The organism is Companilactobacillus nuruki (genome assembly GCF_002872255.1).
In the GTDB taxonomy this organism is placed as follows: Bacteria; Bacillota; Bacilli; order Lactobacillales; family Lactobacillaceae; genus Companilactobacillus; species Companilactobacillus nuruki.
The window spans coordinates 1-15,259 of record NZ_NIPR01000008.1; the positions used below are offsets into that span (position 1 = coordinate 1).

Here is a 15,259-nt window from a genome sequence, read left to right on the forward strand (position 1 = left end):
ACTCTATTTATCGTACAGCCTTTAATTTGTTTCGATTTCTTTTTTTTTACCAAAAAATAGATTAAAATAGTTAAGCATAAAGTTAATGAAAGCCTTTACTTTTAAACGTTAACTGCTATATTTAAAGTGTATAGGATGAAATAGTAAGATTTGAATGGAGGTCAGTATTATGACGAGAAAAGCCTACATGATTGGTACCGGTATTGGAAATTTAGCAGCTGGTATTTATTTAATTCGTGATGGTGGATTCAATGGTGAGCAAATCACTATGATGGGTCTAGAAACACATGGTGCGAACGATGGTGCTCCTACGAAAGATTATGAAAAAGAATATGGTAATCAGGCCTTATCTAACAGTAAGGGATTTTTAGCCAAGGGTGGTCGTATGCTAAATGAGGAAACCTACGAAAATCTTTGGGATTTATTGCGTTCGGTTCCTTCATTGGATCATCCAGGTCAGACCGTAACAGATGATATTTTGAACTTTGACCATGCTCATCCAACACATGATGTTGGTCGTTTGATTGATGATGATGGACCACGTATTAAGCCAAATAAAGATAATTATAAGCATATGCAATTTACTAACAAAGAAAGATATTTGTTAAGTAAATTAATGCTGATGCCTGAAAAAGATGAAGAGACATTAAACAATATTAGTATTGCCGAATGGTTCGAGAGTACTCCACATTTCTTCACAACCAATTTCTGGTATATGTGGCAAACTACTTTTGCATTCAAGCGTGCTAGCTCAGCCATGGAGTTGCGTCGTTATATGAATCGTATGATTCTAGAATTCAGCCGAATCAACACACTTGAAGGAGTTACAAGAACCCCTTATAACCAATACGAAAGTATTATTTTACCAATGCGTAAGTATCTGGAAGACCGTGGTGTAACATTTATTAATAATCGCAAGGTAACTGATTTGGAATTCAAAGATACACCTCTTCAAGATGATATCGTCGTAACTGGTATTAAATACGAAGAAGTCGATAATGATAACAAAGAAGGTCACATCGAGGTTGCTGAAAATGATTTGGTCTTTGATACTAATGGTTCAATTACCGATAGTTCTTCAATAGGCGATTACGATACTCCAGTTAAGGAAAATATGGAGTATGCTCCGAGTGCAATGCTTTGGAAGAAGGCTGCTGAGAAATTCTATTCACTCGGTAATCCAGATAAATTCTTCAATGATCGTACTCAAAGTGAGTGGATGAGTTTTACAGTAACAACTGACAATCATTATCTGGTTAATGAAATTGCTCGTATTACTCAACAAGAACCAGGTAATGCCTTGAATACTTGGATTAACAGTACATCATTGATGTCGATTGTTGTTCATCATCAACCACATTTCAAAGCTCAAAAGCCTAATGAATCAGTCTTCTGGGGTTACTTCATGTATCCAAGAAGAAATGGAGATTATGTTCAAAAGCCTATTATTGAAATGACAGGTAAGGAAATGCTTGAGGAATTCCTTGGTCAGTTAGCGGCAGTTGATCCAAGTAAGGATAATATTGCAAATCATAAAGAAGAGATTATGGAGAGTATTGTGAACGTTATTCCTGTTCATATGCCATATGCAAGTGCTTTGTTTAACCAACGAGCAGTTGGCGACCGTCCAGATGTAGTTCCTGAACATAGCCGTAACTTGGCCTTTATAAGTCAATTCTGTGAACAACCATTTGATATGGTCTTTACTGAACAATATTCGTTCCGTGCTGCCCAACGAGCAGTATATACTTTGTTAAATATTCCATTGTCAGAAATGACACCAATGCATCATTATGAAAAAGATCCTAAAGTAATGGCACGTGCTACTAAGACAATGTTTAGATAAAATAATTCACAAGCAGGAGTTGAAATTAATTTCAACTCCTTTTTTGTGAACTCAAAAAGGCCTAAAGAGTCTACTTTGTGAATAAAAGTTCACAATATAGTTGAATATTTAAATGCTGTGAAATAAATATAAGACTATAAAAATAGTTACTACGTGTTGATATATCAACGTGAATACGTTTACATCGGAAAATGAGCTAAAAGTGCTTGAACAAAATAAACACAGTGATAAGATAAAACGTGAATTAGTTAACAAATGTGTTTTTTAAATCTTGGGGGTAATTAAATGTTGAAGGGTTCCAAAGGTACAAAAGAAAATTTAAAACCAGATGAAAAAGAAGACGTAAAACCTGGTATTGATAGTATGGTTGCCAAAGCTCACAAGGCTTTGGATATTATGGATAGCTTCACTCAAGAACAAGTTGATCACATTGTTCATCAAATGGCAATCGCTGGTTTAAATGCGAGTTTTGAATTAGCCAAATTGGCATACAAGGAAACTGGTCGTGGACTTGTTGAAGATAAAGTTATTAAAAATATGTATGCCACTGAAGAAATTTGGCACTCTATTAAACGTGATAAGACCGTTGGAATTATCGAAGACGATAAAGAACACCGTTTGATTAAGGTTGCTGAACCTCTTGGTGTACTAGCTGGTGTTACACCAGTTACTAACCCAACTTCAACAGCAATGTTTAAATCACTGATTGCCTTAAAAACAAGAAATCCAATTATATTTGGATTCCATCCTCAAGCTCAAGAGTGTTCAGTTGCCGCCGCTAAAGTTATGTTAAAGGCCGCAATTGCAGCTGGGGCTCCAGAAGGTGTTATTCAATGGATCGAAAAACCAAGTATTGAAGCTACAACATATTTAATTAATCACGAAGGAGTAGCTAGTGTTTTGGCTACTGGTGGTCCTGGTATGGTTAAGGCCGCTTATTCAACTGGAAAACCAGCTTTAGGTGTTGGTCCTGGTAATGGTCCTGCTTACATTGAAAAAACTGCTAATATCAAACGTGCAGTTAATGACATTGTACTATCCAAAACTTTTGATAACGGAATGATTTGTGCCGCTGAGAATAGTGCAATTGTTGATGCGGATATTTATGATGATGTTAAGTCTTTGCTTGAAAAAAATAAGGTTTACTTTATTAAAAAATCTGACCATAAAAAATTAGCCGATGCAATGTTCAGACCACGAGGTGGTGTTAAGGGACCTATTGCTGGACAGTCAGCCCTTAGTATTGCCAAATTGGCGGGTATTAAAGTCCCAACCGATACCAAGGTACTTGGTGTAGAAATCTCTAAAGTTGGTCCTGAAGAACCACTTTCAGCTGAAAAACTTTCACCAGTTTTGTCAGTTTATAAAGTAAGTGGTCATAAAGAAGGTTTTGAAAAGGCTGATGAGTTACTTCACTTTGGTGGTTTAGGACATACTGTTGGAATCCATACGATGAATGAAGATTTGGCTACTGAGTTTGGCATTAAGATGAAAGCTAGTCGTGTACTAGTTAATACTCCTGCTGCCATTGGTGGTATTGGTAATCTTTATAACGAGATGATTCCCTCACTTACTCTTGGTACTGGTTCATGGGGGAAAAATTCAATTTCTCACAACGTATCTTCATTTGATTTGCTTAATATTAAGACAATCGCAAAACGGAGAAATAATATGCAATGGATCAAACAACCAAGAGTCTATTATGAAAAGACCTCAGTTAGATATCTTGAGGATCTTGAAGGCATGAAACGTGCTTTGATCGTCTGTGATCCTGTTATGGTTCAATTGGGATATGTTGATACAATCACGGATGAGTTGAAACGGAGCAAATTCCATGTTGAATATTCAATGTTTTCAGATGTTGATAATATTGTGACAACCGATGTTGTTCAACGTGGTGTAACTCAAATGAACTTATTCAAACCAGACACCATTATTGCTTTAGGTGGTGGAACGACCATGGACGCTGCCAAAGATATGTGGTTATTCTACGAGCATCCAGATGTTGATTTGTTTGGAGCTAAACAGGGATTCGTTGATATCAGAAAACGTGCTTATAAGTTCCCTAAGCCTGAAAAAGCTCAGTTTGTTGCTATTCCAACAACCTTTGGTACAGGTGCTGAGGTAACTCCATTCAGCTCAATTATCGATACTAAGACGGGTACTAAGTATCCAATTGCCGACTATGCTCTAACACCTGATATTGCTATTATTGATTCACAATTTGTAGAAACTATGCCAAAGGAAATCATGGCTGAATCAGGAATGGACGTTTTGAATAACGCTGTCGAGTCATTTGTAGCTAATATGGCTTCAGATTATACTAGACCATATGCGTTACAAGCAATCAAATTAGTCTTTGATAATTTAGTTAAGGCTGTTAATGGTGATAAAGATGCTCAAGCAGAAATGCACAATGCTTCTACTTTAGCAGGTATGTCATTTGGTAATGCTTTTGCTGGTGTTGGACATTCAATTACCGATGTTTTAACTAATGCTTATGGAATTAGACATGGCTTGGCATCAATCATTGCCTTACCACAAGTTATTAATTATAACTTTGAACAGCCAACTAAGATTACAATGTGGCCTAAATATGAGAGCTTTAGAGCTGATTCAGATTATGCTTTAATAGCTAGTTATATTGGTTTAACTGGTGAAAATAATGAGGCTAAAAAAGATGCCTTAGTTAAAAAGATTGTTGATTTAGCTCATGAAATAGGGATTAAATTGAGTTTGAAGGATAACTACATTGATAAAAAAGATTTTGATGAGAAGTTAGATAGTTTATCAGAACAAGCTTTTGGTGATCAATTCTCATTTACTAACCCTAAGGAACCATTAATCTCAGAATTAAAACAAGTTCTTGAAGATTGTTACGTTGGAAAGAATATTGAAAAGTAAATTATGATTAAAGAAGATTTGGTAGGATCAATTGATCTTTTAATGTAATCTAAATAAGGACGACAGCTCAAAATTGAGTTGTCGTCCTTATTTACTTCAATGTTCAAAAATTGAGTGTGTCTATACAGAATATTATTGGAGATGTAATAAATTAATAGTGTTTAAATATTAATTTTTATTAGCTGTTATCAATCGATAATTATAAGAATTTATAACTAATTCAATGTCTTTATTTTTTAGATAATAGTTCTTACCTTGTTTGATAATAGTGGTTCTAGGATCAGAGATTATTTTATTTACCAATTGTTTTATTTCATCATTATCTAGCTTAGTGCCTAGTTTTTTGTTAAAGCGTTCAAAAACTAATGGAGTATAACAAATGTTTTTTAAGAAAATATCATTAGCAGGTATCATATTATTTCCACCTATTGATTAATTTAATGGTTTCTTTAGTGTTATTTGTAAAAACACTGTCGACTTTTAAAGTGTTCAATGCGTCATAATTGTCATTGTAAGTATTAAGAATCCAAGCATTAGTCTTAAAGCCATTTTTATGAGCTAGTTTGATTAATTTGGGTGTCCATTGATCGAGTTTGATGGAAATAAATTTAATATAACGAGGAGCGTTCTCTATTTGTTCACTGTATTGTCGTTCAGTAACAGAATCTAAGAGCCAGAGTGTGGGGATGTTTTTAAAAGAATTGTGAACTTCTTTAATGCCAGGCAAACTTTGATCTTGAAAAATAATATTGTTAGTCATACCGTATTTTTTTAATTCTTTAATGAGCGCTTTTTCAGTATCTGTATTGTCGCCAGCATTCTTTTTTGTTTCTATTATATAATGGACTTTTTTGCCATAACGGTTGAAAACATCTTTTAATTGATGAATCTTTTCACCATTGTGTAATTTAACCTTATCAATTTGACTGGAGTTAGATGTTGAAATAGTGACATTATGACCAGTTGATTTTTTGAGATTATCATCATGAGAAACATAAAGTTTGTTATCTTTACTTAGCCAAACGTCCTGTTCAATATATTGACTGCCATCTTTTATAGCTTGATTGTAGCCACTGAATGAGTGATCAGGATTATTATAGGGACTACCACGGTGTGAAAAGACAATAGGTGTGTCAGGTTCTGCGTGGTTGACGCTATTTGAAATTGAGGTTAAATTTTTGGCTTTTGGAGCCGCTGCGGCATTAACAGTAGTGGCTGACAATGGTAAAAAAAAGATCAAGGTCATCAAAAATGATACAATTTTAGTTTTCTTCATGATTACTCCTTAAATTCAATATATTCATATTTTACCCATAAAAAAAGTGTTACTGCAAGACAGTAACACGATTAATTAGTGAAGTCCAAAAGGTCCCTTGGGTTCAGCATTTTTGATAGCTAGTTGTTTAGTTCTTTCACGCTCAATTTTTAATTGCTTTTTAACAAGTCTATTTTTCCAAAATCCATGCACAGCAATGGCAACTGGAATTGTCATTGTACCAAATACTGCTGGTATCAACCAAGGATTATCATGAATGATTTCAAATGCCTGTTGGTTTGATTCTTCAAGATTTTTGCGAATTTCTTCAGGTGACAACATATTATCGCGTCCTTTCAACTTTGCCTAAAGCATAATATAAAAAGTGATTACTGTCATCATATATAGACAATAAATTATAATCTTTCCGGTTTTAATTTGATAAGATAGTCTTAAGAGATTAAAGAGGAAAGAATATGAAGAGATTTCAAAGTTTTAAACTATTTCAATTACGAGAGATAGCTATTGGATTAACCTTTATTGGCGGATTTATTGATGCCTATACTTTTGTTCAACGGGGTAATGTGCTAGCTGCTGGTCAAACAGGGAATATTATTTTTCTTAGTGTAGATATTGCACGTCATAATTTGCCGGGAGTAATTACCAAATTTGCGACGATGGTATTCTTCTGTCTAGGTATAGTTGCGGTTGAACTACTTAAACATAAAAATAATCGAAGTCATTATTGGCGTCTTGTTAGTTTGATAACAGAATTTATTGTTTGTATAATTGTTGGTTTCTTGCCAAAAAATATTTCTAATTTATATGTTGTTCCACCCTTAGCTTTTGTAATGGCAATGCAAAACGTTGCCTTTGACCAAATTGAAGGTTTAGGTTATAACAATGTTTTCTCTACTGGTAATTTAAAAAAGTCTGTTATTGCCTTTGTTGAATATTTTTATCATCATCGAACGAAAAATATTACTATTGCTAAAACTTATTTTGAATTAGTTTTGGGTTTCTCTAGTGGAGCTATTGTATCAGCACTCTTACAGAAACGGTTTTTCCTTAAAACAATTTGGTTTGTACCGATCCTATTAATTATTGTGGGAACTTATTACACAATCTTATTATATAGGCGAGATGCTTAACTACCAGAAGTAAATTTGATCCCAATAATACTGATTAGTAACAGAGCAACGAAGCCCCATGTTAAAGGTGAAATTTTATCTCCAAAGATAACCACCCCTGCAATGATCGAGCCGACGGCACCAATACCAGTCCAAATAGGATAGGCTAAACTCATAGGCATTTTTTTGATTGCTAAAGCCAGTAATCCCATACTCAAGGCTAAGCCAATAATTGTAAGAATTGTATAGTTCAATTTAGTGAAACCATGGCTCAATTTCATAGTTGTGGCCCAAACAGTTTCAAAAAGTCCTGCTGTAATTAAATAGATCCAATTCATAGTGTTTTCCTCCAAAAAAATAAGTACTCCTAGCAATTCCTTCTTTGGCCTAATGGAATTGGTAAGAGTACTTTTTGTATTTGACACCCGGCGGTGTTTATTAATTTCAAATTATTCTAGCAAATAAAAAGATAAATGGCAAATATGAAAAACACAACAAAGTTTGTATTTCTTATCCTTGTTGAATAATAGGATATTTTCTAACGATGAAAGTTAAGAGATATGATGCTGCTAAAATAACGGTAACAACTAAATATGGATAGTGTGTATTCCAATCCATCAATGCTCCAGACATCAAAGGTCCAATGACATTGCCGACACTGGTTAACGACATATTCATTCCATTTATTAGTCCTTGATTAGATTTGCTTGATTTAGTAAGTAAGGTTGTAATGGCTGGTCTTAACAAGTCAAATGACGAGAAAATTATTAGCGTAGCAACAATAACCTCAATATGGGAATGTGCTTGCGTAATCCAGAAAACACAAATAGCGCTTAGTAAAAAGGCGATACTTATCAAACGCATTTCACCGATCTTGTTAATAATCCAATTGAAAGCAACCACTTGCAGAATCAAAGATATAATTCCATTTAAGGTCAAGACTAAAGCAATTGTACTCAAACCAAAATTAAATACCTGATTGACATAGATACTATAAATACTTTCAAAACCTTGAAGACCAAATGATGAAACCAAGATCATTCCAAATAGCATTACCATTGGCAAAGTCAATATGGATCTGATCGAGCCAACTTGTTGAGCCTTTTGCTCGGCTTCTTGTTCTTCTCGCTCAAGAACATCTTTGTTTTCTTTCAAGAATATTTGAGTGAAAATGGCACTAGTTATACTTAGAACACCAGCTACCCAGAAAGGAGTCTTGTAGCTAATACCAGCTAAGATTCCACCAAGACCAGGTCCCAGAATCAATCCACCACTAAAGGCAGCTGAGAGCCAACCGATAACTTTAGCACGATCTTTTAAAGTAGTAAGATCCGAACCCAAGGCCATTGAAGTTGGAATAACCATTGCAGCAGATAAACCACCGATAATACGTGAAAGATTAAAAATAGGTAAAGTGGTTGCAACTGCGAAAATAAACTCAGAAATCATATAGGTAAATAATCCAAAAACAATAACTGGTTTACGACCGATTTTATCTGACATTTTTCCTACGATAGGTGAGGCGACAAATTGTGCAAAAGCAAATAATGAGGTCATAACACCCATTTGTGATGTTGTAAAATGATATTCATTTTTGATGAATGGTGTAACTGGTATAACCAAACCAATACCCAAACAGATTAAAAAGTTACTGAAAACAAGAATGTAGATTGATTTTTTGTTCTTTCCCATAATTCCCCTCCCCATATATTATTTTTTAGTTCAAAAAAACTACCATCTGTTGATAGTAGTTAATTATAAGAAAGCCGATATTCTAAGAAGGACTTAGATATCGGCTAGGTATGAACTTAAAATCTCACATTATAATTTAGCATACAATGTTTTTATATTAATGTCTAATACTTCGAACTAACATTTTTATTAATTTTATATAACAAAAATGACTTTTGGCATATAAATATATTGTAAAAGAGGACTAATAATGGACAATTGGTATATAAGTGGCTATTATATAAGTATGGCTGTTTAAAGGAGGTCATATTTTTGGATTTTCGAAGCGGGTTAAATAGTGATAAACCCCAGATAATAAATTTACTAGTAGAATCGTTTAAAGAATACATCACTACGAAAAACATGTTTCAATCTGAGTTTCGTTCAAGTGCTAAGTTTGATAAATTAATGCGTAAGTATTTTGCACTTGAGGTAAATGTGTTTATGAAAAAAGGTCTGGTCTATGTTGGAGCTGACGGAAAGGGAACGCCTAGAGCAGTTGCTCTAATTGAATTTAATCAAGGAAGACAGATTAGTTATTGGGATTATCTATCAATGGATGGTTTGAAATTACTACCTGAAATCCTTATGAGTGGATTCAATGGTTTCAATGCATTCGATATCTTTAAGTTTGAAGATCTCTTTGACATTGTTAAGGGAAAGAAAAAGTGTGCGGTTGAATACTTAGCGGTAGATAAAAAGCTCCGTGGCCAAGGAATTGGTAGTAAGATGTTGAACAATCACATTAGTCCTTATGTCAAAAAGATTGGATATAGAAATATAATTTTGGAAACAAATACTCAAAAGAATGTTAAATTTTATAAAAAGAATAATTTCTCCGTCAAATCAGTTAAGAAAGTTAACTTGAGCCACGGGGATGTTAAAGACTGGGTCTTATCAAAGGCCATTTAAATACAAAAAAGTCGTCCACGTGGTGGGCGACTTTTTTTAATAAAAACAACTGATTCCTACTAGTTAAGAATACCAAATTGTTTGATAGAAGTATTTATCTATTAAGGAAATTTAATCTTTTTGTTATATAGAATCCTGCATGCTCCAGGTTAAAGTTCCTTGATATGATCCTGCCTCAGTATTAGCGCCTAATTTGATCTTCCAATCACCGACACCAACGTAATCTGATAGATCAACATTAGAACCTGTTTGTGTGAATGAACTGGTTTGTAGAGGTGTTCCTGATGGCAAAATGGCCGTGAACGTTCCTGGGTTATTTGCGGAATTAGTTCTTTGACGGATAAAAAGTAAACCACTGCCATCAGAATTAATATTACTATTACTTAATGTGTTTGATCCACTTTTCATTTGAGTGTCCGTATTAGTGTTGTCATATGAAACCATAACTGAATATGGATTGCTATTAGGATGAGCAATTCTTAGTCCACCATCAGTAGAAACATTATTCAATGTAATTTCTTTGCCATACATATTAACTTTACCAAAATCAATATTAGGTACGGATAGGAATGCTTGGGAGTCTTGAACATTTAATGTAGCTATAGTTGATGTGATATCTCCAAGTGACGTTCCAGTGCTTGTCTTAGCTCCGTTTATAGTGGCCGAGTTAATAAGTTGTCCAGCCGTTGATTGGTTAATTTTGGCTTTAAAAGTTAACGTAACTGTTTTTCCAGCAGCAACTGGTCCAACATTGATATTATCTAAGCTGTTCCCATTAGATATATTATATGAGCTATTATCAGCCGTATAATTAACGGATTCATCAACTAAAGATAATCCATCTGGTAATTTATCTGTAAGTAATGCTCCAGTTGCTAGAGAGTTAGTATGAGTGGAATCATTTATTACTGAAAATTCAATTTTGTAGTCAACGATATTGGGGGAACTTTCGTCAATACTGGTTGAATAAGTCGTATCAGCATCTTTCTTTATTTGTTTAATAAAACTATAGCCAAAATTAGAACTATCTACGGGGATTTTAACTGATGCGTTAAAATCGCTGTCCGTTGATGGAATAGGTGATGTATTCATATCACGTCCTGAAAAAGTACCAGTATTTGTTAACGTCTTACCACTGGCATCATTTGTTATCGTTGCTTCAAAAGTTACGATACTGGATTTATCATCAGCAATAGATACCCCAGGGTTTACGGTCAAAGTATTAGTCGAACTATCAAAGTTGGCCTTACTACTGTCATAACTGGCTCCATTGATGCTGACTGAGTTTGGTTTGTATTGCAAACCAGTTGGTAACTTATCAACCAGTTTATTAAAGGCCCATGAACTATTAAAACCGAAATTATCCATTTTTAAGGAGAATTTTAAAGTATCACCGACTTTGTTCTTTCCAGTATTACGAGTTTCATTGGTATATGTCTTAGATGGGGTTGGTAAGGCATAGGGACTTTGAACCTCACCAATTGTTGAAGAGAAGTGAGCGACTTGATTTTGTTGCAAAGTGACGGAATTCCACTTCAACGAGTAAGTAGTATCATTTGGATTACTCAAGATTGGAGTTGTACTTGGAGCAGTTCCAGAATTGACCTCATCTCCAGCACCAGTAGATGTATTATAGTTTGCAGCCCAGTTAGGTGAATTAGTAGTTCTATCAATGGCTACGTAATTATTAAAACCATCTTCAGTTTCATTAGTTATGTTTAATCTGTAAGAAGAATCTTTTATATATAAACCACTTTTATTACCTAAATCATAGATAGGGACACGATCGTTACTATATCCAGCACTATTATTTGTTGGTCCGAGTTTAGTATCCTCTCCAAAGAGAGTTTGGAAAGATGCTGGATCACTTGAGGTGTTTCTAACGTACATTTCTCTTTGCACAAGAGCAGAATTGGTTGGTGATGGTCTTAACAATATTTCTATGGTTAAATTATATTTTCCATAAGTACTATTGTTACGTGTTAGAACACCAACAATTTTAAAGTAAGATTTGCCATCAACGGTAGCTGTATAATAGGCTTTATTATGTAAACCAGAGACATCCGAAGGGTGAGATCCATACTGATAATTTCCTCCACCAAGAATCGATGAGTTATCAGATTGAACTGTCTTGAAAGTATTTGGTGGAGTGATCAAAAAATCAGGTGAGGTCATTGAAACACCAGATGCACGAGTTAAATCCGAAGTGGAAGTGGCATAACCTTGAAAGGTGGATCCGATATATAGATTGCTACTATTTTTCAAAAAAACATTCATTTTGGAATAGGAAGTGTTCATGGAACCTGAGTTTACCGATGAATTAGTAATTGTCGAATCACCGGCATTCGTAGGATAGGTACTGTTCGCTGTTTGGGCTAGTCCAAAACCGTAACCAAGTTCTAGACCATTTCCTATTGGTATAAATCCAAAAGTAGATGTAGATGTGGATGTAGTAGGTTTTGACCAATTATTTACACCATCATCAAAACTGTAATCTACTCCGTTAACAGTGTCCGCTTGAACATTGTGAGTAGGAGTAACTACAAAGAAAAAGAAAATTGCGGCCATAAAGACCAGCAAGGTTCGATTATATTTAAGAAATTTCATAATTATTTCCCCCAACAAAAATAATTAGTGATAAATGAAACTAATTATATATTTATATCATTAAAATTATAAAATTTATAAATGGTAATGCAACTTCACATTCGGTAAAGATAATTATAAAAAGTTGGTCTTTTGCCAAAAAACAGTACATTTTTTTCTAAGAAAATGTACTTGCATAATGTAAAGAGTCGAGCTGTTCACTTTCATGTTATGTTAAAATTCTAATTATAAGTGAGAGGGTAAAATTATAATGATAAACTTTCAAGGAAATATATCGGATACTAGAATTTCAATTGATTTTGGTGAAGCGAGTCTAATAAATTATTATTTTGGAAAACCAGATAGTTTTAATGAGGATTCGATTTATTTGAGTATTGATAAAAAGCATTTTTTGTCCAAAATGAATATGGGAACCATTGGTGATTATTATGATGAGAATATTATTGAATTGTCTCTGCCAGATAATATAATTTCAGAAGATTTCTTTGGTTTCTTGAATGAAAAATTAAATTTGAATCAGTTAGATGCTGAGTATCAAGTAACGATATCCAAAGAATCAGCTCAAATTTACCAAGAATATTGGAGTGACATCTATCCATTATTAACAGCGTTAGGAGTACAAGTTCCTACTAAGAAGAAAGCAGTCAAACCACGACACAAATATCTTAAATCTTTAGCTGATGTACCATTAACAATTGACTATAAAGGAAGTAAAGCGACAGTTTATTGGACCAAACGTACAGAATTCGTTATTAAAAGTGGTGCAATATTAGTCGCAAAAACTCCATTAACTAAAGCTGGAGTAGTCGGTTTTGCTGGTAGATTTGGTTTACGTCTGCGTGAAGAACAACAAAGCAAGATTAAAGATAATATTTTAATTGCGGATGTTACTTTGAGCAGCGTTAATGAAGTTGGAACATTTCTTTATTTTGCAGGAACTAATAGTTGGCTACAATTAAAAAGTCCTGATGGCAAAACTTTAAATGAATTGACAGTTGTTGAATAATTGACAGTGGATTTTAAAATGCTAATATTTGGTTATATTACAATGATCGTCAACTTTCGGTTGGCGGTCTTTTTTTGAAGGAGGGACTTTGATATGAAAAAGGTAAATGCGCAAGCTTTAATATTAGGGGCTTTTCTGGAGTCGGTCGGAGCCAGTTTCATTTGGCCGATAAATACTATTTTTATCCACAATTATTTACATAAATCGTTGGCGGTGGCGGGGACGATCTTATTTTTTAATTCCTTATTAACTTTTTTAGGAAATTATACTGGCGGGAAGTTATTTGATAAAATTGGCGGTCACAAAACAGTTATGCTAAGTACCTTAATCGGTATGTTTGCTTTGATAGGATTAATAATTAATCACGGCTGGCCAGCATATCCGATTCTTTTGCCAATTTTAGGATTTGGAGTCGGAAGTGCCTTCACAGTTATCAATTCATTTGGAGCACAAATTGATGAAGTGGATAAATACAAACTTTTTAATGCCATTTATGTTGGAACAAATTTAGGAAACGCTATCGGAACAGCTTTAGGTGGTTATATAGCGGGTGTTCAAATGACCTTAGTATTTATTGCTAATTTTGTTTTCTTAAGTTTATTCTTTATTTTGGTAGTATTTTGGTACAACAATCGAGAGGTCACTAGGAAAAATATTAAGAAAATCAAACATAAAAAAACCAAGTTGCAACCTGGGACGGCTTTGATAGCTATCTTTTTGGGTACTACTTGGGTTTCGTATTCACAATGGAGTAGTAATATCTCTGCACATTTGACACATTTGGGAATTCCAGTTAGCAAGTATAGTCTTTTGTGGACAATCAATGCGATTGTAATTGTTGTTTTTCTACCATTGATAAATCATTTAGCTGAAAATCAGGCCTGGTTTAAAAAAATTCAAATTCCAACGGGGGTAATTTTCTTTATCGTAGCATTTGGATCTTTGATCGGAGCAACCAAATATTTGTCTTTTGCCATAGGAATGGTCCTGTTGACGTTAGGTGAGATGCTAGTTTATCCAGGAATTCCAGCCTTAATCAGCGAAGCAACCCCTAAAGCCGAGGCAGGGAGATATCAAAGTATTATCAGTATGGCAGCAACTTTTGCTAGAGCAATAGGACCTCTGTTGGGTGGTATGTTAGTTATGAGAACATCATACGATATTCTCTATTTAGCAGCTATTGCTATTTTAATTAGTTCATTATTTATTTTGAAACGTGGACGTCAAGAATTAATCGATTAAATTAGGAATGATTTTTAGAAAAAGATTTAGAGTGTCTTGTCTGTTGGGGAGGGTTTTTTCCTTAGCAATTTGAAGTGAAAATTGATAGAGATCATTTCCGATAAATTCTGAAATAAAATGAAGATTAGAAATATTTTCTATACTTATCATTACTCGTTGAATTATGCCATTAATTAAAGGAATGATTCGATCACGACAATGAGCCCATTCTACTAATTCTGGTAGAGTAGGCTTTTTTAATATGTTGGTTACTATTATATTGGAAATTGAACTGTAGGATACTGAGGATAAATTATTAATTTCCTCAGTAATATTTTGAATGAGAATTAAATATTCAACAGTGAGAATATCGGTCATATCTTGATGATGTCGATAAAAAGTTGCTCGACTTATTTTTGCCGATTTACAAAGCTTTTGGACGTTTAGGTTATCAAAATTGGTGCCATTACTAAATTCATTTGTTAAAGCCTTTAGTAATTTAATGTGAGTATTATGTGTACGTTTATCGATTTTAATATAATTATCAATTTGAACTTTTTTCATATGTGTGACACTTTCCAATAATGTGTATCATAAATAGGCTTCTATTTTAGATTATAGCTTACTATAATATTCCATACTAAATA

At 33.9% G+C, this 15,259-nt stretch carries 13 protein-coding genes; 6 read left to right on the forward strand and 7 right to left on the reverse strand.

Going from position 1 to position 15,259, the window contains the following annotated elements:
- The first annotated feature begins 169 nt into the window (after positions 1 to 169).
- Positions 170 to 1,846 (forward strand): oleate hydratase, encoded by a 1,677-nt coding sequence (locus tag CBP76_RS03990; protein ID WP_102195650.1) that lies wholly within the window; start codon positions 170 to 172, stop codon positions 1,844 to 1,846.
- A gap of 285 nt (positions 1,847 to 2,131) precedes the next feature.
- Positions 2,132 to 4,750, forward strand: coding sequence for a bifunctional acetaldehyde-CoA/alcohol dehydrogenase (gene adhE, locus CBP76_RS03995; protein WP_102195651.1), 2,619 nt, complete (start codon positions 2,132 to 2,134; stop codon positions 4,748 to 4,750).
- Between the two features lie 168 nt (positions 4,751 to 4,918).
- Here the strand turns inward: adhE and CBP76_RS04000 are convergent, their stop codons facing one another.
- From CBP76_RS04000 to CBP76_RS04010, 3 genes are all read right to left on the reverse strand, one after another.
- Entirely contained in the window at positions 4,919 to 5,164 is a 246-nt protein-coding gene (locus CBP76_RS04000) for a DUF3781 domain-containing protein (protein ID WP_102195652.1), read from the reverse strand.
- Position 5,165: 1 nt separating this feature from the next.
- Positions 5,166 to 6,026, reverse strand: coding sequence for a glycerophosphodiester phosphodiesterase (locus CBP76_RS04005; RefSeq protein ID WP_245865586.1), 861 nt, complete (start codon positions 6,024 to 6,026; stop codon positions 5,166 to 5,168).
- A 75-nt stretch (positions 6,027 to 6,101) separates the two neighbouring features.
- A complete protein-coding gene (locus tag CBP76_RS04010; RefSeq protein ID WP_102195654.1) occupies positions 6,102 to 6,347 on the reverse strand; it encodes a transposase in 246 nt (81 codons plus the stop codon).
- Positions 6,348 to 6,481: 134 nt separating this feature from the next.
- Here CBP76_RS04010 and CBP76_RS04015 point away from each other — a divergent pair, with 134 nt between their 5' ends.
- Entirely contained in the window at positions 6,482 to 7,156 is a 675-nt protein-coding gene (locus CBP76_RS04015; protein ID WP_102195655.1) for a YoaK family protein, read from the forward strand.
- Here CBP76_RS04015 and CBP76_RS04020 read toward each other — a convergent pair.
- A complete protein-coding gene (locus tag CBP76_RS04020; RefSeq protein WP_102195656.1) occupies positions 7,153 to 7,473 on the reverse strand; it encodes a DMT family transporter in 321 nt (106 codons plus the stop codon). The two genes, CBP76_RS04015 and CBP76_RS04020, sit on opposite strands and share 4 nt — an antisense overlap.
- 172 nt (positions 7,474 to 7,645) lie before the next feature.
- The gene (locus tag CBP76_RS04025; RefSeq protein ID WP_166667174.1) at positions 7,646 to 8,830 is read right to left on the reverse strand and encodes an MFS transporter; all 1,185 of its coding nucleotides are present in this window, start codon (positions 8,828 to 8,830) and stop codon (positions 7,646 to 7,648) included.
- Between the two features lie 309 nt (positions 8,831 to 9,139).
- Here CBP76_RS04025 and CBP76_RS04030 point away from each other — a divergent pair, with 309 nt between their 5' ends.
- On the forward strand, positions 9,140 to 9,778 hold the full coding sequence (locus CBP76_RS04030; protein WP_102195658.1) for a GNAT family N-acetyltransferase: 639 nt from the start codon (positions 9,140 to 9,142) through the stop codon (positions 9,776 to 9,778).
- A gap of 123 nt (positions 9,779 to 9,901) precedes the next feature.
- Here the strand turns inward: CBP76_RS04030 and CBP76_RS04035 are convergent, their stop codons facing one another.
- The gene (locus CBP76_RS04035) at positions 9,902 to 12,385 is read right to left on the reverse strand and encodes an isopeptide-forming domain-containing fimbrial protein (RefSeq protein WP_102195659.1); all 2,484 of its coding nucleotides are present in this window, start codon (positions 12,383 to 12,385) and stop codon (positions 9,902 to 9,904) included.
- A gap of 250 nt (positions 12,386 to 12,635) precedes the next feature.
- On the opposite strand from CBP76_RS04035, the gene CBP76_RS04040 reads away from it, so the two are divergent.
- Together CBP76_RS04040 and CBP76_RS04045 are read left to right on the forward strand one after the other, a co-directional pair.
- Entirely contained in the window at positions 12,636 to 13,391 is a 756-nt protein-coding gene (locus CBP76_RS04040) for a hypothetical protein (RefSeq protein WP_102195660.1), read from the forward strand.
- Between the two features lie 93 nt (positions 13,392 to 13,484).
- Positions 13,485 to 14,633: an MFS transporter gene (locus tag CBP76_RS04045; RefSeq protein ID WP_102195661.1), complete on the forward strand. Its 1,149-nt coding sequence runs from the start codon at positions 13,485 to 13,487 to the stop codon at positions 14,631 to 14,633.
- Here the strand turns inward: CBP76_RS04045 and CBP76_RS04050 are convergent.
- Positions 14,622 to 15,176, reverse strand: a complete 555-nt coding sequence (locus CBP76_RS04050; protein ID WP_102195662.1) for a TetR/AcrR family transcriptional regulator — start codon at positions 15,174 to 15,176, stop codon at positions 14,622 to 14,624. The two genes, CBP76_RS04045 and CBP76_RS04050, sit on opposite strands and share 12 nt — an antisense overlap.
- Positions 15,177 to 15,259: the final 83 nt, after the last annotated feature.